Origin of the sequence: Streptomyces chlorus, from assembly GCF_042655885.1 — a bacterium.
Lineage (GTDB): Bacteria > Actinomycetota > Actinomycetes > Streptomycetales > Streptomycetaceae > Streptomyces > Streptomyces chlorus.
On the sequence record NZ_JBHSOA010000003.1, the window covers coordinates 283,536 to 303,662 of the forward strand.

A 20,127-nucleotide genomic window follows, 5' to 3' on the forward strand; every position below is an offset into this window, starting at 1 on the left:
GGAACACCGACGGCCGACGGCTCGACCGTGACGTCGATCCGTCGGTGCGCCGGGTTACGGGAGGCCTCGGGGAACCGGCTGTCGTCAGACGACAGCGACCCCGGCGGGCGGACCCCGAGTGGTGATCGTGTGGGTGAGGAGGAGCCGGCGCGGCATCCGGCCTTGGCCGGCGCGGCGCGCACGGACGCGTGGGCGGTCCGGTGGCGCGGGCAACCACAGCAGCAGCCCACGCAGCGGCGCGAACAGCCTGCCGGCGAAGGCACGCAGGATGCGGAACGCGGCACGTTCACCACGCGCGAGCCAGAGGGCGCACACCAGCGCGGCCAGCAGGTGGGCGGCGAGCATCCCGGTCGACGACATACCGTCCGCAGTCATGGAGTGCGCGGTGTGGTCGGCATGGGCGGAGTACGCGGAATGCGGGGTGCCCGCCATCTCACCACCCATACCGTCACCCGGGGAAAGGGGCGCGGCGTGCTGACGCATCAGCAGGTTGCCCAGCCCGCGTTCGAGCAACGAACCTCCGCCCGAGGGATCCGGGTGGACAAGCGCCTGGGCGAAGGCGAACAAGGCGTGCAGGGCGGCCTGTGCGGCCACCGCGACGGAACCGACCAGCCACGGCCCGCGCTCCCGGCCGGCCAGGAACCAGACGGTGACGCCGGTCGCCGCCGCCCCCGCCGCCAGGGCCCACCCGGGCACCGCGGTCCCTGACATCAGGACGTGGCCGAGGGCGGCGAACAGCACACAGACAGCCGCGAACACCGCGGCCCGTACCGTGCGAGAACACCACCCACTGGTCATGGCGGCCTCATCCTCGCATCCGGATCTCGAGCGTCACGTGAGGGTACGGACATTGTCCTGGTGGCCGACTCAATCGCGACGATGTGATGCGCGCCACATTCCACTGTCGGCCGAGGCCGTCACCCGGCCGGCGCAGTCGCCTCCGGCCGCCGCCCGCGCCCCCGCACCCACCCGAACAGGAGCAGCGAGCACACGGCGGCGAACGCACACCACGTCGAGACGAACTCCAGCCGCCACAGGGCCCAGCAGACGAGCGCGCTTGCGCCGGCCAGGGCACCGAGGACCCGCAGGCCGCGGTCGCCGGAGAGCAACAGGGACCCGACGGTGGCCGTCAGGTAGCCCACGACCAGCAGCGGGGCGTACGGCAGGTCCATGACGTAACCGATGGTCCGGCCGCGGATCTCCGCCCGTACGGGACGCGTGGCGAGGGTGTGCCCGAGGACCGCCGCCGTCACGGCCCCGGCGACGAGGGGCAGTGTCAGCCTGCGCAGCGCGTCCCGCCGCGCGCCCTCCGGCGCGGCGCACAGCACGCACACCGGTACCCAGAGCGCCAGCAGAGGCAGGGCGACGACCGCCCACAGCAGCACGACCGGACCCGTCCCTCCGCCCGAGACCCAGACCGCCGCCTCGATCATCTGGTGCACGCCGAGCAGCAGCGGCAGCGCGGCCGGCGGAAGGTCACCGCCGCGGCCCGCCCGCACCGCGCGGGCCACACAGGCCACCCCGACCGCCGCGATCCCGGCACCCGCCACGAGGCCGGTCTCCGCACTCCAGCACATCGCTCCGCCCTCGGGTCACCGCAGGAAGCCTCCATCCTCGCGAACCCGGAGCAACCGGACAGCAGCGGACACGGTGGCGCGCTCCCCGCCCCCGCACCCGTCCGCCCTCGCACCGCCTACCCGGTGCGCTCCCAGCCCCGGGGGGGTGTGCGGGTGCCGAGGGTGGTGTCGCGGCTGCGGTAGACGACGTAGGGGCGGGTCAGGTAGCCGAGGGGGGCGGTGAGCATGTGGACGAGCCGGGTGAAGGGCCAGGCCGCGAAGAGCAGCAGGGCGCTGAGCACGTGGAGCTGGAACAGCACCGGGGCGCCGGTCATCAGGGCCGGGTCGGGCTGGAGGGAGAAGATGGAGCGGAACCAGGGGGAGATGGTCTCGCGGTAGTCGTAGCCGCCGCCGATGTTCGCGGCCACGGTGGCGGCCAGGCCCAGCACGATGGTCGCCGTGAGGGAGACGTACATGGCCTTGTCGTTGCGGGTGGTGGCGGAGAAGACCGCGCCGACGGTGCGCCTGCGGTAGATCAGGATGGCGATCCCGCCGAGGGTGGCGACGCCGGCGATGGTGCCGAGCACGACCGCGCCGACGTGGTACATGTGCTCGCTCACTCCGATGGCCTCGGTCCAGCTCTTGGGGATGAGCAGGCCGCCGATGTGGCCGAGCAGCACGACCAGGATGCCGAAGTGGAACAGCGGGCTGCCGATGCGCAGCAGCCGCCGCTCGTAGAGCTGGGAGGAGCGGGTGGTCCAGCCGAACTTGTCGTAGCGGTAGCGCCAGATGTGGCCGAGGACGAACACCGCGAGGCAGACGTAGGGAAGGGCGACCCAGAGCAGGATGCCGCCGGTGCCTGCCTCCGCCGCCAGGGTGACGGGCTGCGCGGGCTCGGACATCGCGGGCGCGGTCATCGGGGACCTCCTACGACGGGGTCGGGCAGGAACACGGGGGATGACGCGTACGGGTCGAGCCCGACCTGTTCCTCGGGCGGGCCCTGGGCGGCGAGCCGCATGACGGCTTCGCGGTCGTCGCCGGCGAGGGCGGGCAGGGTGGCGGAGAGGGAGTCCAGGATGTGCGCCCAGGGCGAGTCGTCGTCGTTCAGGGCCAGCCGCAGCAGTTCGAGGCCGGCCCGGTGCTCGGTGAGCAGGCGTGCTCCCTCGGCGGGGTCGGCGGCGGCGAACTCGAGGACGACGGCGAGGTGGTCGGGCAGTTCGTCGTCGGCGAGCCGCCAGCCGGCCGCGGCGTAGGCCTGTTTCAGCTTCAGCAGACCCATGCCGCGCTTACGGGTGTCGCCGTACGCGTAGTACGTCAGGTACGGGCAGCAGCGTTTGCGGTGGTCGAAGGTGGCGACATAGGCGGCGGTCAGGTCGGCGGGGGCGGTCTGCTCGGCGTGTGCGGCGAAGCGGAGCAGGGGGCGGGCCACGGCCGGGTCGGGGAGGGTGTCGGCGACCCGGCGGGCCAGGGCCAGGTGCCGGCCGAACTCGTCGTCGGGGTAGGCGAGCAGCAGGGACTGGACCTGCCAGGCGGAGGGGTGCCAGGGCTGGGTGCGGGCCGCCCGCTTGGTCTTCGGGAGTCTGGCGGGCTTCGGGGACTTGCGCTTCATGGTTTCGGCTCCGTCTTCCCGTCGTGGCCCGTGCCGGGGCCGTCACCGCCCCGGTCGTCGCCGCCTTGGGACGGTGTGTCCGGGAACAGGCCGGGTGGGGAGCCCTTGCCGTCCCAGTTGAGGAGGTTCACGCGGGTGGCCTTTTCGGTGGGGGTGGCCGGGGTGTCGGAGGTCTGACGGTCGCGCAGGGCGTGGAAGTTCTCCACGGCGATGGGGGCGGCGCCGCCGGACGTCTCGCCGAAGGGGCCCGAGCCTCCCATGCCGGGGCCGCCCTCGTAGTCGAGGCTGCACTCGGTGGCCAGTTCCTCGAGCTGATGGGCCTGTTCGGCATGGGCCGGCGGGATGACGTACCGCTCGTCGTACTTCGCGAGGGCCAGCAGCCGGTACATGTCGTAGACCTGCTCGCCGGTCATACCGACCGCATCGGGGATGGCGTCGTCCGGTTCGCGGCCCAGGTTGATGTCGCGCATGTAGGCGCGCATGGCGGCCAGGCGGTGCAGGACCGCGTCGACGGGAGCGGGGTCGCCCGCGGTGAACAGCTGGGCCAGGTAGTCGACCGGGATGCGCAGGGCGTCGACGGCCGCGAAGATGTTCCGGTGGTCCTCGGCGTCGCGGCCGGTGTCGCGGACGGCGTCCACCACCGGGGACAGCGGCGGGATGTACCAGACCATCGGCATGGTGCGGTACTCCGGGTGCAGTGGCAGGGCCACCTTGTAGGTGTTGATCAGGGCGTGGATCGGGGAACGCTGCGCGGCCTCGATCCAGTCCCGCGGGATGCCGGCCTTCTCGGCCGCGGCGACGACCCGGGGGTCGTCCGGGTCGAGGAAGACCTGCCGCTGCGCCTCGTACAGGCCGGTGTCGTCGGGGGTGGAGGCGGCTTCCAGGACGCGGTCGGCGTCGTAGAGGACGAGGCCGATGTAGCGCAGCCGGCCGACGCAGGTCTCGGAGCAGACGGTGGGCAGTCCGACCTCGATGCGCGGGAAGCAGAACGTGCACTTCTCGGCCTTGCCGGTGCGGTGGTTGAAGTACACCTTCTTGTACGGGCATCCTGTGACGCACATCCGCCAGCCCCGGCAGCGGTCCTGGTCGACGAGGACGATGCCGTCCTCCTCCCGCTTGTAGATCGCGCCGGAGGGGCAGGAGGCCGCACAGGACGGGTTGAGGCAGTGCTCGCAGATGCGCGGCAGGTAGAACATGAAGGTCTGTTCGAACTCGAACTTGATCTTCTCGGAGACCTGGTTCAGCAGGACGTCCTTGTCGCCGTGGTCGGGCGAGCCGCCGAGGTCGTCGTCCCAGTTCGCGGACCAGGCGATCTTCATGTCCTTGCCGGTGATCAGGGACTTGGGGCGGGCGACGGGGGTGTGCTCCTGGAGCGGAGCGTTGGTCAGCGTCTCGTAGTCGTACGTCCAGGGCTCGTAGTAGTCGTCGAGGGAGGGCAGTTTGGGGTTCGAGAAGATCTGGATCAGCTTCTTGAACCGGCCGCCCGCCTTCAGCCCCAGCCTGCCGCGCTTGTTGAGCTCCCAGCCGCCCTGCCAGGTGTCCTGGTCCTCGTAGCGGCGGGGGTAGCCCTGGCCGGGGCGGGTCTCGACATTGTTGAACCAGACGTACTCGACGCCGGAGCGGTTGGTCCACGCCTGCTTGCAGGTGACCGAACAGGTGTGGCAGCCAATGCACTTGTCGAGGTTCATCACCATCGCCATCTGCGCCATGACGCGCCCGATGGGGGCGGCCTCGGCCCCGGCGGGGGCTTCTTCGACGGTGACCATCAGTACGTCACCTCCTGGTTCGAGCGGCGGCGGACGACGGTGACCTCGTCGCGCTGGTTGCCGGTGGGGCCGAGGTAGTTGAAGGCGTAGGAGAGCTGGGCGTAGCCGCCGATGAGGTGGCTGGGCTTGATCAGCAGACGGGTCAGGGAGTTGTGGATGCCGCCGCGCCGGCCGGTGGTCTCGGTGCGGGGCACGTCGATGAGCCGGTCCTGGGCGTGGTGCATGTAGACGGTGCCCTCCGGCATGCGGTGCGAGACGACCGCGCGGGCGGCGACCACACCGTTGCGGTTGACGGCCTCGATCCAGTCGTTGTCGTGGACGCCGATCTTCGCCGCGTCCTCCTTGCTCATCCAGATCGTCGGACCGCCCCGGGAGAGGGACAGCATGAACAGGTTGTCCTGGTACTCGGAGTGGATGGACCACTTGTTGTGCGGGGTCAGATAGCGCACGGTCACGCCCAGTTCCCCGACGTCGCCGATGCGCGGCTCGCCGAACAGGGCGTCCATGTTCAACGGCGGCCGGTAGACGGGCAGTCCCTCGCCGAGCGCGGACATCCAGTCGTGGTCGAGGTAGAAGTGCTGCCGGCCGGTGAGGGTGTGCCAGGGCTTGAGGCGCTCCACGTTGACGGTGAACGGCGAGTAGCGGCGCCCGCCGGTCTCCGAACCGGACCACTCCGGCGAGGTGATGACCGGGACCGGCGCTGCCTGGGTGTCGGCGAAGGTGATCTGCTTGCCCTCGTGTTCGGCCGCCAGGTCCGCGAGCCGGGTGCCGGTACGCGCCTCGAGGCTGTGGAAGCCCTGGGTGGCGAGGTGGCCGTTGGTGGTGCCGGAGAGGGCGAGGATGGCCTCGCAGGCGTGGGTGTCACGCGCGAGCGACGGGCGGCCGTCGGCCGTGCCGCCGCGCACGGTGCCGTTCTTGTGCCGCAGGTACTCCAGTTCGCGGTCGACCTTGAAGGTGATGCCCTTGGTGGTGGCGCCGAGGGTGTCGAGCAGCGGGCCGAGCGCGGCCATCCGGTCGGCGACGGCGGCGTAGTCGCGTTCGACGGTGACGAGTTTCGGCATGGTGCGGCCGGGCACCGGTTCGCACTCCCCCGCCTTCCAGTCGCGGACCCGGCCGTGCGGGTTCGCCATCTCGTCCGGGGTGTCGTGCAACAGCGGCGCCGCGACGACGTCCGTCCGTGCGCCCAGATGAGTGGCCGCCTGCCGGCTGAACTCCTTCGCGATGGTGTGGAAGGCGTCCCAGTCGCTGCGGGTCTGCCACGGCGGGGCGATCGCCGGGTTGAAGGCGTGCACGAAGGGGTGCATGTCCGTGCTGGACAGGTCGTACTTCTCGTACCAGGTGGCGGCCGGCAGGACGACGTCGGAGAAGACCGTGGTGCTGGTCATCCGGAAGTCCAGGGTCAGCAGCAGGTCGAGTTTCCCCTCCGGGGCCTCCTCCCGCCACACCACGTCGCGTGGACGGGCGGCGGGCGGTGCCTCGGTGGCCCGCACGGAGGAGTCGGTGCCGAGCAGGTGTTTGAGGAAGTACTCGTTGCCCTTGGCGGAGGAGCCCAGCAGGTTCGCCCGCCAGATGGTCAGCACCCGGGGGAAGTTCTCCGGCGCGTCCGGGTCCTCACCGGCGAACTTCAGCCGTCCCGCCTTGAGTTCGTCCACTACGTGATCGGCGACCGGGCGGCCGGCGGCAGCCGCGTCGTCCGCCAGGTCGAGCGGGTTGCGGTCGAAGGTGGGATACGACGGCATCCAGCCCATCCGCGCCGACTGTGCGATGACGTCCGCCGTAGTCTTCCCGGCGAACGGGCCGCTCCGGCCCGGCCCGGCTGCCGCGAGGGTGTCCGCGGAGAACGGGTCGTAGCGGAACTGGTCGGCGTGCAGGTACCAGTAGGCGGTCTGGATCATCAGCCGGGCCGGCCGGTTCCAGTCGGCCGCGGTCGCGATCGCCGAATAACCGGTGATCGGACGGACCTTCTCCTGTCCGACGTAGTGCGCCCAGCCGCCGCCGTTGACGCCCTGGCAGCCGGTGAGCGTGGTCAGGGTCAGGAAGGACCGGTAGATGGTGTCGGAGTGGAACCAGTGGTTGGTCCCCGCTCCCATGATGATCATTGAACGGCCGCCGGACTCCTCGGCGTTGACGGCGAACTCCCGGGCGATACGGGCCGCCCGGTCCGCGTCCACTCCGGTGATCGCGGCCTGCCAGGCCGGGGTGTAGGGCTCCTCCGCGTCCTCGTACGACGTCGGCCACCGACCGGGCAGTCCCTCCCGGGCCACCCCGTACTGGGCCAGCAGCAGGTCGTACACCGTGGTCACCAGACGGCCGGCGATCCGGCGCACCGGCACCCCGCGCCGCAGCCGGCCCGCGGCGCCGTCCGGGGCGTCGAACCTCGGCAGCAGGACGGTGACCGGTGCCTCGGAGGCACCGTCGGCGGACAGCGACGGATCGATGTCGCCCAGGTCAAGGTTCCATTTGCCGGCTCCGGACTCGCCGAAGCGGTCTCCCAGCGTGCCGTTCGGCACCACCGGCTCCCCGGTGGCCGCGTCCAGCAGCACGGTACGGAACTCCGCGTGCTCGGCCTCGGCGGCCCGGCCACCGAGGTCGGCGGCGGTCAGGAACTTGCCCGGTACGTATGTGCCGGGCTCGGCGCCGTCCTCGGTCTCGGCCCCGGACTCGTCGAGAGTGACCAGGAAGGGCAGGTCGGTGTACCGCTTCACATACTGGTTGAAGTACTCCGTCTCCCGGTCGACGAAGAACTCCTTGAGGATCACATGGCCCATGGCCATCGCCAGGGCGCCGTCGGTGCCCGGCTGGGCCGGCAGCCACTCGTCGGCGAACTTCACGTTGTCCGCGTAGTCCGGGGAGACTGCGACCACCTTCTGGCCCCGGTAGCGGGCCTCGGCCATCCAGTGCGCGTCCGGGGTACGGGTGACGGGGACGTTGGAGCCCCACATGATCAGATAGCCGGCGTCCCACCAGTCCCCCGACTCCGGTACGTCGGTCTGGTCGCCGAAGACCTGCGGCGAGGCCACCGGCAGGTCCGCGTACCAGTCGTAGAACGACAGCATCGCGCCGCCGAGCAGGGAGTAGAAGCGGGCGCCGGCCGCGTGCGAGACCATCGACATGGCCGGAATCGGCGAAAATCCGGCCAGCCGGTCCGGGCCGTACTCCTTGATGGTGTGCACATGCGCGGCAGCCACCATCTCCGTCGCCTCCGTCCAACTGGCCCGCACCAGACCGCCCTTGCCACGCGCTCGCTTGTAGCGGCGGGAGCGCTCGGGGTCGGAGACGATGTCGGCCCAGGCCGCCACCGGATCGCCGAGGCGGGCCTTGGCCTCCCGGTACATCTCCAGCAGGACACCCCGCACGTACGGGTAGCGCACCCGGGTCGGCGAGTAGGTGTACCAGGAGAAGGCCGCCCCTCGAGGGCAGCCGCGCGGTTCGTACTCGGGGCGGTCGGGACCCACCGACGGATAGTCGGTCTGCTGGGCCTCCCAGGTGATGATGCCGTCCTTGACGTACACCTTCCACGAGCACGATCCGGTGCAGTTCACGCCATGAGTGGAGCGCACCACCTTGTCGTGCGACCAGCGGTCCCGGTAGAACTCGTCGGCCTGGCGGCCGCCGCTCCTGTGCAGGGTGCGCAGATCCTTCGAGACCTCCGCCCGGGTGAAGAACCGGCGGCTGCGTACCAGCGCCTCCGCCAGATCGCCGTCCATGCCCGCCCGTCCCGGTCCGCTCCGCGTGCTCTCCGTGCTCACCGTGCCACTCCGCTCCGGGCACCAGCGGCCCGTTCGAATCGTGATCGGTTCCGGCCACCACGACTCTAGGTCCCCTCCCCGCTCACGGGTCAACAACCACGCCACGAACCGCAGGTGACACGGCGCAGTCCGTCCGCGTGCGAGACAGCGAGGTGGGGTGGGGTGGGGAGCGGAGAGCGCCAGGAGTCGCGGCGGGGTACGGGCGACCGTACCCCTGCGGACGGCCGGGGGTCAGCCGGCGGGACGGGGCAGGGCGCCTGCCTCCTGGTCGCGCACCGCGTCGACCGCTTCCCACTGCTCGGTGCTGAGGGTCGCGAGCGCGGCAGGGAAGACGCCGTCCTGTTCCTTGAGGATGTGGTCGCGCAGCATTTCCATCGCCTCCATCAGCCGGTCCGGCCAGGCCGGATCGCCGGGGGTGAGCCCGTCGGCGGCCTGGGCCAGCACTTCGTCGACGTGCCGGTGTTCCGCCTCCAGGATGGCGATCTGCTCGGGAAAGTCCTCGGCCATGGCGAGGAACAGGCCGCGTTCCTCCACCCGGGTGTGCGGGCCGAGCACGGCCGCGATCTCCCGGGCCACCTGCGCCATCCGGGGCACGTCGCCGTCCTCGTGGGCGGGGCGCAGGTGACTGATCAGTCGGACGACCTCGTCGTGCTCGCGGGTCAGCTCGTCGATCGCTGCCAGGGACTGGCAGCCGCAGTACTCGCACACAGGGCTTCTCCTCTGCTTCTCCTCTGCTTCTTCCTCGGTCCTGACACGCCTTCGACGGATCTGCGGGACCTCCGACCGATCTACGGGGCCTTCGGGGTCCGCTCGCTACGCGGCGGGCCTGGCATGGTGGTTCTCGGCGGGCAGCCGGTACCGGTCGCCTTCGGCCGCGGCGCGGGCACCGGTGAGGGTGTAGGCCAGCGCCGCGGCGGACACGATCGCGAGCAGCACCAGGCCGACGGCGTACGTCCCGTACGCGCCGTACAGCGAGCCCATCACCAGCGGCGGCAGGAAGCCCCCGAGGCCTCCCGCGGCGCCGACGACCCCGGTGACCGACCCGACCTGGCCTGCCGGGGTCAGCTGTGCCACCAGGGCGAAGGTCGCCCCGCTGCCCGCGCCGAGCGCGGCCGCCATGGCGAGGAACGCGATGGTCCCCACCGGCGCCAGCGGCGGGGTGAGCGACTGAACGAGCGCGCCGGCCACGACCACGGCCAGGGAGCCGGCCAGCACCCGGACCGGGCCCAGCCGGTCGGACAGCCAGCCGCCCATCGGGCGCATCGCCACCGCGAGCAGCACGAACCCGGCCATGCGGTTGGCGGCGTCGGCCTGGGTGAGGCCGTAGCCGGTCTTGAGGTAGGTGGGCAGGTAGACGGAGAAGGCGACGTAGCCGCCGAAGGCGACGGCGTAGAGCACGGACGCCTGCCAGGTGATGCTCAGCTTCATTGTGGCGGCCAGTCGGCGGGCCAGGGGCAGGCTCGGTACGGTGCGGCCCGGCGCGTCGCGCAGCACCAGCGCGGCGACCACGGCGTACGCGGCCAGCACCAGGGCAGTGCTCACGAACGGCGTCTCCATGCTGCTCGCTTCGACCAGCTTCACGGTGGTGAGGGCGCTGATGGCGGTGCCGCCCATGCCGGCGCCGAAGACTCCGATGGCCAGTCCGCGCCGCTCGGGCGGGAACCAGGCGTTGACGAACGGTACGCCGACGGCGAAGGCGGTGCCGCCGATACCGAGGAAGAACCCTCCGGTCAGCAGCGCGGCGAGCGAGGAGTGCCCGGCCAGGCCCAGGTAGAGGACCGGCACGATCGTGACCGCCGACACAATCGGGAACATCATGCGTCCGCCGAACCGGTCGGTCAGCGCGCCGACCGGGATGCGTCCCAGGGAGCCGACCGCGACCGGCACCGCGACCAGCAGCGACTGCTCGAACGACGTCAGGTCCAGGCTGTCCTGGAAGCGCGGGCTGAGCGGGCTGAGCAGAGCCCACGCCCAGAAGTTGACGGCGAAACCGATGGTGGCCAGAGCCAGCATCAGCCATGCCCGGCCGGACACCCGGGCACCCGACGGTGGGCTGCCGTTCTTCGATTTCGGCGACTGGACCATGCTGTCCGTCCCTTCCCTCTCACAGCCGTGCCTCGGCACCGGGGTCGCGCGGAAACCGCAGGCCCCTTGTCTGCGAACCGGGGCCCCGGAACCACTGTCCGAGTCCGGGACCCCGCGTCCCCAGGGGCCACGGGTCCCCAGGGGCCACGGGTCCCTGCCGTCCGGCGGAGAGTCCCTCCGGTCGGACCCGGTCGTCCCGTCGCCCGGCGCCCTTGGATCGGTGCTCCACCGATGCCCTTCCGGGCGGTCCGTGAAACAACGGCTGTGACCGCTGGTGTCCAGTGGTGTCCGGCGGTGTCAGGTGAAGGCCCGGTGGTCCGAGCGGCGCGAACGCGGGGCCGGCACAGGGCCGAACGGCCCTTCCCGTCCCGGTCAGTGGGTCCGCCCCCGGTCGTGCCCCTGATCCCGGCCCTGACCCGGCCGCCGCGACCCCACGTCGAGGCCGGGGCCGGACACAGGACGGGCCGACGCGCGCGGTGTGCGACCGCCACCGGAGCCGTAGCCGTAGCCGAAGCGGATCAGCAGTTGCGGACAGCAGCGCCGTCTCGTTCCCGCCATGGCCGCCCGCAGGTCCGGCCACTCCATCGCCTGGTGCAGCATCGAGGTGCGCACCCCGCACCGGGTCGCCGTGAGCAGGACGCGTTCCAGTGCCTGCCCCGCCCTCAGCCAGTCCTCCGGCCGGTCGTGGGAGGTCCACAACAGGGCCACCTGCGCATGGCGTTCGAACCGTACGGCCGGGAGTCTCGGCACGGGCAGCACTCCGGTGAAGTCCCGCACCGGCATCCGGCCGGACGCGTCCCGCGGGCCCAAGGCGGTCAGGGGAATGCCGTAGGGGGCGCGTTCGCCCGGGGGCGTGACCCAGGTGCGCATTTCGCCGGTGCTGGCCGGGTCGGCGGCGTTGCGGGTCTCGGCGGCCTCCGTCAGGTGCAGCAGGCGCCGGGTGCCCATGATGTCGGGGACGTCCAGGTGGGCTCCCTCGGCGCGGGCCGCGCCGATCATCTCGGTCACGATCGGGTCCGGCACCGGGCGGCCGGTGAACGGCATCCGACTGGTGTGGCGGCGCTCGACCGCGTCGTACAGGTCGCTCAGGGACAACTGCCGGTCCACGGTGGGGCAGGACAGTTGCACCGTGGCCAGCAGGTCCGGATCGTCCGCGGTGGGGCGCAGCCGGACGACGGGAGCCCAGCCGAGGTGTTCCGCGGCCACCCGGAGGTTGAAGACGGCCGCACCGACCGACATGTGCTGGGCACGCCGCAGGGGGTCCGCCATCGGCAGCTGCCGCCGGCGGTCGGCCCTGACCTGGACCGTCCCGCTGTCCGGGTCCAGGCCGAACCGCCAGGGCTGCGTGTTGTGGATCGACGGGGCCGCCACCGCCGCGGCCAGCAGGTCATGTACGGCTGCGGCGTCGAGTTCGCGGGTCTGCATCACGGCAATCACGGCTCCTTCGCAACGGCACCTCGGCCGAGTTCTCTCTGCTGCGTCCACCCTGCGCCGCGAAACCGCTCCGGAAGGAGGGTTGACCGGCCCCACGCCGCGGACCATGTGGCCCGTTCGGGGCGGTCAGTGGTCCCGTTCGGGGCCGTCAGGTGGCCGGCAGGGCCGTGGCGAGCAGGGCGACGCCGAGGGATCCGGCCAACGCGACGACCACCAGGGCACGGGCGAGCTCCGTACGACCCTTGGAGTGGGCGATCCCGTGTCCCGCCGCGCCGGCCGGCAGGGCGGCCAAGGGCCTTCATGGGCAGGGCCGTTGGTTCCTTGACCAGCCGTGTGCCGGGGGCCGTACGGTCTCGTGGTGGGGCCCGCCGGGCCCAGGTGTGCCGAGGTGCGCGCGGCCCAGCGTTCGGGACCATGGAGAACGATCGAAACGCAGGGCCGCGGGAGTCACGCGCCGCCCATGGCCGGCCGCTGGCGGCCCGTCGGCTGCTGACCCGCCGGGAGGTGTCGGCCGACAGCCGTGCCGTGTTCGGCGAGGGCGACCCTCGGTGGGAGGGCTTCCACCGGGACCGGTGGTCGCACGACAAGGCGGTGCGCTCCCCGTACGGAGTCGACTGCACGGGGTCCTGCTCGTGGATGGTGTACGTCAAGGACGGCATCATCACCTGGGAGCACCAGGCGACCGACTACCCGTCGATCGGCACGGACTGCCCCGAGTACGAGCCGCGCGGCCGCCCGTGCGGAGCGTCGTTCTCCTGGTACACCTACTCCCCTACTGCGCCGTGGTCCGGGTCGTCACCATCACCCTGTTCTGGTACGTCACCGTGCACTGCCTGGACCGGGGCCTCGTCCCGGCACCCCGGCCGGTGCGGGAGGTCGTCCGGGACACGCGCGGGATGCTGCTCGGCGCCTGGTACGCCCTGCTCGCCGTGCTCGTCCTCACCCGCTTCCGGTCGTACTGGAGCACATTGCTGTAGCCGTCGGGCCCACCTGGAGCGTCACCGGGCCGGATGCGCGGACCCTCGCCGATCAGTACGGTGGCGTCCTGGTGCGTGACCTTGAACGGAGTGACCCGCCCGAGGACGGCGCGGGTCACCGGGCGGTGGAGGCGGCGACATGGCCGGCAAGAAGGAGGCGAAGCTGCCCCGTGCGGCGTACGAGAGCGAGCTGCTGCGTCTGCAGGCTGAGCTGGTGAAGCTCCAGGAGTGGGTGCGGGCCGAGGGGGCGCGGCTGGTCGTCGTCTTCGAGGGCCGGGACGCCGCGGGCAAGGGCGGCACCATCAAGCGGGTCACCGAGCATCTCAACCCGCGCGTGGCACGGATCGCGGCCCTGCCCACGCCGACCGAGCGCCAGCGCACCCAGTGGTACTTCCAGCGGTACGTCGAGCATCTGCCGGCCGCCGGTGAGATCGTGCTGTTCGACCGGTCCTGGTACAACCGCGCCGGGGTGGAGCGGGTCATGGGCTTCTGCACGAAGCAGGAGTATCAGCTTTTCCTGCGCCAGTGCCCGATCTTCGAGCGGATGCTGGTGGAGGACGGGATCCTGCTGCGCAAGTACTGGTTCTCGGTGAGCGACACCGAGCAGGAGGCACGGTTCCGCAAGCGGCTGGAGGATCCGGTACGCCGCTGGAAACTCTCGCCGATGGACCTCGAGTCGATCACCCGTTGGGAGGCGTACTCCCAGGCCAAGGACTCGATGCTGGTACACACCGACATCACCGAGGCGCCGTGGTACGTCGTGGAGAGCGACGACAAGCGCCGTGCGCGGCTGAACATGATCGCCCATCTGCTGAGCACCGTGCCCTACCAGGAGGTGGGGCCGCCCGTCATAGAGCTGCCGGAGCGCCCGCCGTCCACCGGCTACCAGCGGCCGCCCCGCGACCTGCAGACCTACGTCCCCGACCACGCGTCCACCCTCTGATCCGGTGTCCGGGTGACCGGCCGGGGCAGCCTGGGGTGCCCCGGCTGCCCCGGTGTGCACCCCCTTCCTGCATGATCGGTGGTGGCCCCTCGACCTTCACGGCGGGGAGGCGACTCACCGAATCAGAAGGAGATGGCCTTGTCCATCTGGGAGGCACTGGCGGTCTTCGCCGCCGGAATCGGCGCCGGCACCATCAACACCATCGTCGGCTCGGGCACGCTGATCACGTTTCCCGTTCTGCTCGCCACCGGGCTGCCTCCGGTGACCGCCACCGTGTCCAACGCCCTCGGGCTGATCCCCGGTTCGGTCAGCGGCGCCATAGGCTACCGGGCGGAACTCAAGGGCCAGCGCCGTCTCGTCCTGCGGCTCGGCGTGGCCGCGGTGATCGGCGGACTCGCCGGGGCGATGCTGCTGCTCACGCTCCCCGCCACCGCCTTCGAGACGATCGTCCCCGTGCTCGTCGCGCTCGCGCTGGTCCTCGTCGTGCTCCAGCCCCGTATCTCCGCCCGCGTCCAGCGCCGCCGGGCACGTACGGGCACGGTCACCAGGACCGACGGCGGGCCCCTCCTCTTCGGCGGGCTCCTGCTCGCCAGCGTCTACGGCGGCTACTTCACGGCGGCCCAGGGGATCATCTACCTCTCCCTGATGGGCATGCTGCTCGAGGACACCCTCCAGCGGCTGAACGCCGTCAAGAACGTCCTGGCCGCCCTTGTGAACAGCATCGCGGCCCTGTTCTTCCTGTTCGTCGCCGACTTCGACTGGACCGCCGTCCTGCTCATCGCCGTGGGCTCGGCGATCGGCGGCCAGGTCGGCGCGAAGGTCGGGCGCCGGCTCCCTGCGCCCGTCCTGCGGACCTTCATCGTCGTCGTGGGCACGTTCGCCATCGTCCAACTGCTCCTGCGCTGAACCGGCGCCCGCCGGAGGCGCCGGCCATCGGTGCCCCCGCCGGCCCGGCGGGGGCCGACGGCTCCGGCCCCCGCCGCCCGGTTCACGAGCAGACGGTGTCGTTCCTCGGGACCGCCCCCTCGAGCAGGTACTTGTCAACGATCTTCGTCAGGCACTTGTTGACACCGTAGGTGCCGTGCCCCTCGCCCTCGACGGTGAGGTGGACGCCGACTCCCCTGCCCAGCTCGTCCGCCATCTTCTTGGCACCCTCGTAGGGGGTGGCCGGGTCGCCGGTGTTGCCGATGACGAGAACGGGGCCCGCGCCGTCGGCCTTCACGTCGACGGTGGACGCCTGACCTTCCACCGACCAGTCGGTGCAGGCGAGCAGCCCCCAGGCCATCATGTCGCCGAACACGGGGGACGCCTTGCGGAACTCGGGAAGCCGCCCGCGCACGTCCTCTACGGTGAAGCGGTCCTTGTAATCGGCGCAGTTCACCGCCGTGTTGGCGAAACTGGAGTTGGCGTACGAGCCGTCGGGGGTACGCTCGGAGTACGAGTCGGCGAGCCACAGCAGCCCGCCGCCCTCCCCCTTCTTGGCGGCCTCCAGCGCAAGGCTGAGCCACGACCAGCTGTCCTGGCTGTAGAGGGCGGTGATGATGCCCGTGAACGCCTGGCTCTGCGTCAAAACACGGTCCTCGTCCTCCGCGGGCAGGGGTTTCGCGTCCAGGCTCCCGAGCAGTTCGGTGATCTCCTTTTCCCCCTGAGCGGGGTCCTTCCCCTCGAAGAAGCACTTCTCCTGCTTCACGCAGTCCTTGAGGAAGTTTTGCAGCGCGCCCTCGAACCCCTCCGTCTGGCCGAGGAGACCTGCCGCGAAGTCCTCGGTGGGATCGACCACCGCGTCGAAGACGGTCCGTCCGACGTTCTTCGGGAACAGATGCGCGTAGACGCCGCCGAGCTGCGTTCCGTAGGAGATACCGAAGTAGTTCAGCTTGTCGTCGCCGAGGACCTGGCGCATCAGGTCGAGATCGCGTGCGGCCTCCTGCGTACCGACGTACTCCAGCACCCCACCCGAGTTGCTTTTGCACGCCCGGGCGTACACGCTCCCGCCGGTGGTGAGGGCCTTCTCCTCCGCCGCGTCGTCCGGCGTCGAGTCCTGAGCCATCCAGGCGTCCATGGCCTTGTCGTCCAGGCACTTCACACCGGCGCTGTTCCCGACCCCCCGCGGGTCGAAGCTGACCAGGTCGTATCGCTTGTGCAGCTCCAGGTACTCATCGGCGGCGAAGGCGGGAAGCATCGGCACCCCGGAGCCGCCGGGACCACCGAAGTTGAAGACCAGGGATCCGAGGCTCTTCTTGCCGGAGTCCTTCGCGGCCCGTGCCCGGACGAGGGCGATATCAATGGTCCTGCCGTCGGGCTTCGCGTAGTCCAGGGGCGCCTTCATGGTGGCGCACTGCCATGTCGTCCCGTCCGGCATGTCCTCGGGTTTCTCGCCGCCGCCCTGGGCCGCGGACGGAGCGGGACATGCGGCCCAGTCCAGTTTCTGCTCACCGAGAGCGGCGGGGACCGCGGGTATCGCGGCGGCTCCGTCGTCCTCGACATCCGGGTCGCAGGCTGTGAGGGTGGCGGCTGCCAGTACGGCGAGCGAGATCAGGCCGATGGCGGCCCGGGACGAACGGTGGTGGGACATGCTTCCGCCGATCTGAGGTCGTTGCTGGTGAAAGGGACGGACGCTCATGCGTCGACGTCCTGGTCGTGGTGCTGGTCGTGGCGTTGACGGCCGGCACGCCTGTCCCGGCGGGCCTTGTATCCCCGGACGACCGGCGCGGTGAGTACGGCGAACACAAAGGTCACGCTGATCAGGAGGGGATACTTGGACCATGGGCTGTTGACGATCCCGGCCGATTCCAATACCGAGAGCAATACCCTGTCCACGGGGTAGAGGAGGACGGCCAGAACGCCGATGTGCCAGGTGGGCACCTTCTTCAACGGCTTGGCCGTGACCACGAGGATCAGAACGGCGGCCAAGACGACGATGACATCGGTTCGTTCCATGCCTCAATCCTCCCGGCCCGGGACCCACCGGGACGTCGACCACCGGAAGGAACGTCACCTAGGCCGCAAGACCTAGAGCTCCGGCACGACCTCTAACCCCCCTTTGGTGAAGGCTCCCTGTCGAGACGTCACCAGACCTGTAATACAAGGGGGTTCGGCTAACCGGACGGACTCCCCCGCGCGCCGGGACCTTGCGGTTCCGGCGCGCGAGGTACGGCGTTCCGACGACACACGGCTCCATACCCAGCCATACACTTGTGCCAATGGGCAAGATCCGAGGCCGGCTGCTGCCGGGCCTGTTCGCTGTGACGCAGTTGGCCCAGTGGTGCGCCACCGTACCGACGCTGGAGAAGCCTCCGGGCGTCATGACGTGGATCGCGGCCTTGTCCACCACGGCACTCACCACGTTCGCGCTCGAACGGCGGAGGCAGGCACCGCTCCACGCCCTTGGCTGCATCCTCGTGGTATCCGTGCTGGTGCGGCTTCTGACCCCGCCCGACACGGTGGCCCTGGCGTCAGGGCTGGCAGTCCTGATGGCGCTCTACTCCGTCACCACTCTGCGCGCCTGGACCGTCGGCCTGGGCGCGACCGCCGTCGCCGCCGTCGTGGAGTTCCTGCCGAGCGCGGTGGAGAACGGATTCGGCAGGGTTTTCCTCAACGATTGGCTCACCACCGTCAGCCTGTACCTGGTGGCCTCCGCTCTAGGCGTCGGCCGTCGACACTGGCTGCGGGAACGGCAGGTGACGAAACAGCGGCTGACCCGTGCCGAGCAGGAGCGGGGGCAGGCCGCCGTCACCGAACGGGACCGGCTGGCGAACGAGTTGCACGACATCAGCGCGCACCACCTCACCTCCGTCGTGGTGTCCGTCGAAGCCGCCCGCAGGCTCGGGGACACCAGGCCCGAACTGACCGCGGAAGCCATCACGTTCGCGAGCCGTACCGCACTCGAGACCCAGTCCGCACTACGGCGTCTCGTGGCGGTCATGCAGGTGGACGACGTACCGGCTCCGCAGTCGATGACCCCTGCGATCGAGGCCCTGATCGCAGGATTCGGCAGGCTGGGGCGCCCCATCTCCGTTTCCCTGCCCACCGATCTCGTCGGCCCTGCGGCGGAGGCGGTCCACGGCATCATCCGGGAGGCTCTGACCAACGCCCTGCGCTACGCACCGGGCGCCTCGGTCGGCATCCGGGCGGAACGGTCCGAGGACGCCCTGGACCTGATCATCGACAACGGCAAGCCGCCCAGCGACACCGGCAGCTACCGGCTGAGTATCGGATCGGGTCGCGGTGTGGAGGGGATGCGCCGACGCGCCACCGCCATCGGCGGGGAGCTGTCCGCGGGGCCCCGCCCCGATGGGGGCTGGCGCGTACACGCGGTACTTCCCGACGCCCGGCCCGCACGGCAGCCGACCACAGGACGCCGGCGCAACTTCACGCGGGAGCAGCGGATCGCGGATGTGGCGGTCTTCGGCTCGATCACCATGACGTTGTTGAGCTACACCCTGAACACCGCGGTGGACCACGGCCACGGGGTCTCGCTCTCCCTGCTGCTCGCGCTGCTGCTGACCTTTCACGCGCTGCCGCTGCTGTGGCGCCGACGGGCCCCTTGGCTGGCCCTCGCCGCGGTCGGGGCCACCCCCTTCGTGTGGCCGGCCCTCCTGGTGAACGGTGTACTGCCGCGGTCCGCCGTGGACTATCTCGTGGTCGGTGGGCTCGTCGAAGTGGCCGCCGTCTACGGCGTCGCGGCATACGGCCGTGTCCTGGTACCCAGAACCGTGCCTGCCGGCCGGTACGTTCAGCCCTCGACCCTGCACATGACGCATCCGCACGGTAACCGGCTGTCGTATCTGCCGGTTCCTGCCATGACCCTCTCGTTCGGGGTCTCGGTAACGGGCGCCTGGGCCAGTGACGGGGTGCTGGACAGGGAGCCGATCAGCGCTTTCGAATTGGTGCTTTCGCTCTTCACGGGACTGTTCTACTTCGGCCTGGTGTTCACGGCCGCATGGCTGGCGGGGTGGCTGATGCACATGCGCCGAAGGCGGGAACTGAGCCGCGAGGACGCGACGCTCACGGCTCTGGTGTGGAGCACGAAGGACGCGGTACACAGCGAGCGGCAGCGCATCGCCGCCGGTCTGCAGGAGACGGTGCTCCAGCAGACCACAGGGGTGATCTCCGCGGCGGAGGAGGGCAGTCTGGACGCCGTCGCCGTCGCCACACGGGCGACGTTGACCGCCATGCGTGAGCTGCTCAGGAGTCTGGACGTGAGCGGTCGTCAGGAAGTGGACAGCCCCGACGGACGGATGAGTCCGCTTTCATAGGCGAAAATGGTCGCCTGCACACGATCCCGCAGACCCAGTTTGTTCAGCACCGCGCTGACATGGACCTTCACCGTGCCGATGGCGACCCCCAGACGCTCCCCGATCTCCGCGTTGCTCAAGCCCGTGGCGACCAGCGTCAGAATCTCGCGCTCGCGCTGGGTGAGGCTGCTCAGAGCCCCGGTGCTCTCCGGAGAGACCGGGGCGCCTTGGGCGAAGGCGGCTATCAGACGTCCGGTGACCGCGGGCGCGAGGACGCCGTCACCGGCGGCGACATCCCGTATCGCGGCCAGCAGGGCTTCCGGCTCGGCGTCCTTGAGCAGGTAGCCGGAGGCTCCGGCACGCAGGGCTTCGTAGACGTAGGCATCGAGGTCGAACGTGGTCAGCACCAGGACTCGGGTGCGACTGTTGTGACGCGTGATCAGCCGGGTGGCCGTCAGCCCGTCCATGCCGGGCATGCGGATGTCCATCAACACCAGGTCGGGCACGAGCTCGGCCGCCATCGCGACCGCCGTGTCCCCTTCGGCGGCCTCGCCGACCACGGTCATGTCGGCCCCGGCCGTCAGGATCGCCGCGAATCCCGCGCGGACGATCGTCTGATCGTCCGCGACCAGCACACGGATACTGATGGCCTTCTCCTCTTCCTGAGATCTTTCGTCCGGGCGGGCCGGATGGGGGCGGGGTCCGATGCCGGGGCACCGCTCACGCCCTTCGGACAGCGGAGGGGGAGCTCCGCGAGGCGCGGAGGTACAGTGC

At 70.7% G+C, this 20,127-nt stretch carries 17 protein-coding genes and 1 pseudogene; 5 read left to right on the forward strand and 13 right to left on the reverse strand.

Features of this window, described 5'->3' with window-relative positions; all coding sequences use genetic code 11:
- Positions 1–84: 84 nt before the first annotated feature.
- The 10 genes from ACFPZI_RS01700 to ACFPZI_RS01745 form a co-directional block, all read right to left on the reverse strand.
- The gene (locus ACFPZI_RS01700) at positions 85–798 is read right to left on the reverse strand and encodes a hypothetical protein (protein WP_381357113.1); all 714 of its coding nucleotides are present in this window, start codon (positions 796–798) and stop codon (positions 85–87) included.
- A 119-nt stretch (positions 799–917) separates the two neighbouring features.
- Complete coding sequence (locus ACFPZI_RS01705) at positions 918–1,577, reverse strand: DUF6629 family protein (RefSeq protein ID WP_381357115.1); 660 nt, start codon at positions 1,575–1,577, stop codon at positions 918–920.
- A 116-nt stretch (positions 1,578–1,693) separates the two neighbouring features.
- Positions 1,694–2,458, reverse strand: a complete 765-nt coding sequence (narI, locus tag ACFPZI_RS01710) for a respiratory nitrate reductase subunit gamma (RefSeq protein ID WP_381357370.1) — start codon at positions 2,456–2,458, stop codon at positions 1,694–1,696.
- 11 nt (positions 2,459–2,469) lie between these two features.
- Positions 2,470–3,165 (reverse strand): nitrate reductase molybdenum cofactor assembly chaperone, encoded by a 696-nt coding sequence (gene narJ / locus ACFPZI_RS01715; RefSeq protein WP_381357118.1) that lies wholly within the window; start codon positions 3,163–3,165, stop codon positions 2,470–2,472.
- Positions 3,162–4,931, reverse strand: coding sequence for a nitrate reductase subunit beta (gene narH / locus ACFPZI_RS01720; protein WP_381357121.1), 1,770 nt, complete (start codon positions 4,929–4,931; stop codon positions 3,162–3,164). Before narH ends, narJ begins: the two co-directional genes overlap by 4 nt.
- Positions 4,931–8,638: a nitrate reductase subunit alpha gene (locus ACFPZI_RS01725; RefSeq protein WP_381357371.1), complete on the reverse strand. Its 3,708-nt coding sequence runs from the start codon at positions 8,636–8,638 to the stop codon at positions 4,931–4,933. Before ACFPZI_RS01725 ends, narH begins: the two co-directional genes overlap by 1 nt.
- A gap of 273 nt (positions 8,639–8,911) precedes the next feature.
- On the reverse strand, positions 8,912–9,388 hold the full coding sequence (locus ACFPZI_RS01730) for a hemerythrin domain-containing protein (protein WP_381357124.1): 477 nt from the start codon (positions 9,386–9,388) through the stop codon (positions 8,912–8,914).
- Positions 9,389–9,493: 105 nt separating this feature from the next.
- Positions 9,494–10,765, reverse strand: a complete 1,272-nt coding sequence (locus tag ACFPZI_RS01735; RefSeq protein WP_381357127.1) for a nitrate/nitrite transporter — start codon at positions 10,763–10,765, stop codon at positions 9,494–9,496.
- Between the two features lie 372 nt (positions 10,766–11,137).
- A complete protein-coding gene (locus tag ACFPZI_RS01740) occupies positions 11,138–12,190 on the reverse strand; it encodes an Acg family FMN-binding oxidoreductase (RefSeq protein ID WP_381357374.1) in 1,053 nt (350 codons plus the stop codon).
- Positions 12,191–12,347: 157 nt separating this feature from the next.
- Positions 12,348–12,491, reverse strand: coding sequence for a hypothetical protein (locus tag ACFPZI_RS01745; protein WP_381357129.1), 144 nt, complete (start codon positions 12,489–12,491; stop codon positions 12,348–12,350).
- Positions 12,492–12,613: 122 nt separating this feature from the next.
- On the opposite strand from ACFPZI_RS01745, the pseudogene ACFPZI_RS01750 reads away from it, so the two are divergent.
- The 4 genes and pseudogenes from ACFPZI_RS01750 to ACFPZI_RS01765 all read left to right on the forward strand — a co-directional run.
- Positions 12,614–12,976: pseudogene (locus tag ACFPZI_RS01750) on the forward strand (hypothetical protein); the annotation flags it as partial.
- Positions 12,977–12,981: 5 nt separating this feature from the next.
- Positions 12,982–13,176, forward strand: coding sequence for a hypothetical protein (locus ACFPZI_RS01755; protein WP_381357394.1), 195 nt, complete (start codon positions 12,982–12,984; stop codon positions 13,174–13,176).
- 139 nt (positions 13,177–13,315) lie between these two features.
- The gene (gene ppk2, locus ACFPZI_RS01760) at positions 13,316–14,119 is read left to right on the forward strand and encodes a polyphosphate kinase 2 (protein ID WP_381357132.1); all 804 of its coding nucleotides are present in this window, start codon (positions 13,316–13,318) and stop codon (positions 14,117–14,119) included.
- Positions 14,120–14,251: 132 nt separating this feature from the next.
- Positions 14,252–15,025 carry a sulfite exporter TauE/SafE family protein gene (locus ACFPZI_RS01765; RefSeq protein WP_381357135.1) on the forward strand — a complete coding sequence of 258 codons (774 nt, stop codon included), beginning with the start codon at positions 14,252–14,254 and terminating at the stop codon, positions 15,023–15,025.
- Between the two features lie 82 nt (positions 15,026–15,107).
- Here the strand turns inward: ACFPZI_RS01765 and ACFPZI_RS01770 are convergent, their stop codons facing one another.
- Both ACFPZI_RS01770 and ACFPZI_RS01775 read right to left on the reverse strand, forming a co-directional pair.
- Entirely contained in the window at positions 15,108–16,691 is a 1,584-nt protein-coding gene (locus tag ACFPZI_RS01770; RefSeq protein ID WP_381357138.1) for an alpha/beta hydrolase, read from the reverse strand.
- Positions 16,692–16,735: 44 nt separating this feature from the next.
- Positions 16,736–17,056, reverse strand: a complete 321-nt coding sequence (locus tag ACFPZI_RS01775; RefSeq protein WP_381357141.1) for a hypothetical protein — start codon at positions 17,054–17,056, stop codon at positions 16,736–16,738.
- Between the two features lie 263 nt (positions 17,057–17,319).
- On the opposite strand from ACFPZI_RS01775, the gene ACFPZI_RS01780 reads away from it, so the two are divergent.
- Positions 17,320–19,374, forward strand: coding sequence for a histidine kinase (locus ACFPZI_RS01780; protein ID WP_381357143.1), 2,055 nt, complete (start codon positions 17,320–17,322; stop codon positions 19,372–19,374).
- Here the strand turns inward: ACFPZI_RS01780 and ACFPZI_RS01785 are convergent.
- Complete coding sequence (locus ACFPZI_RS01785) at positions 19,329–20,000, reverse strand: response regulator (protein WP_381357377.1); 672 nt, start codon at positions 19,998–20,000, stop codon at positions 19,329–19,331. The two genes, ACFPZI_RS01780 and ACFPZI_RS01785, sit on opposite strands and share 46 nt — an antisense overlap.
- Positions 20,001–20,127 lie beyond the last annotated feature (127 nt).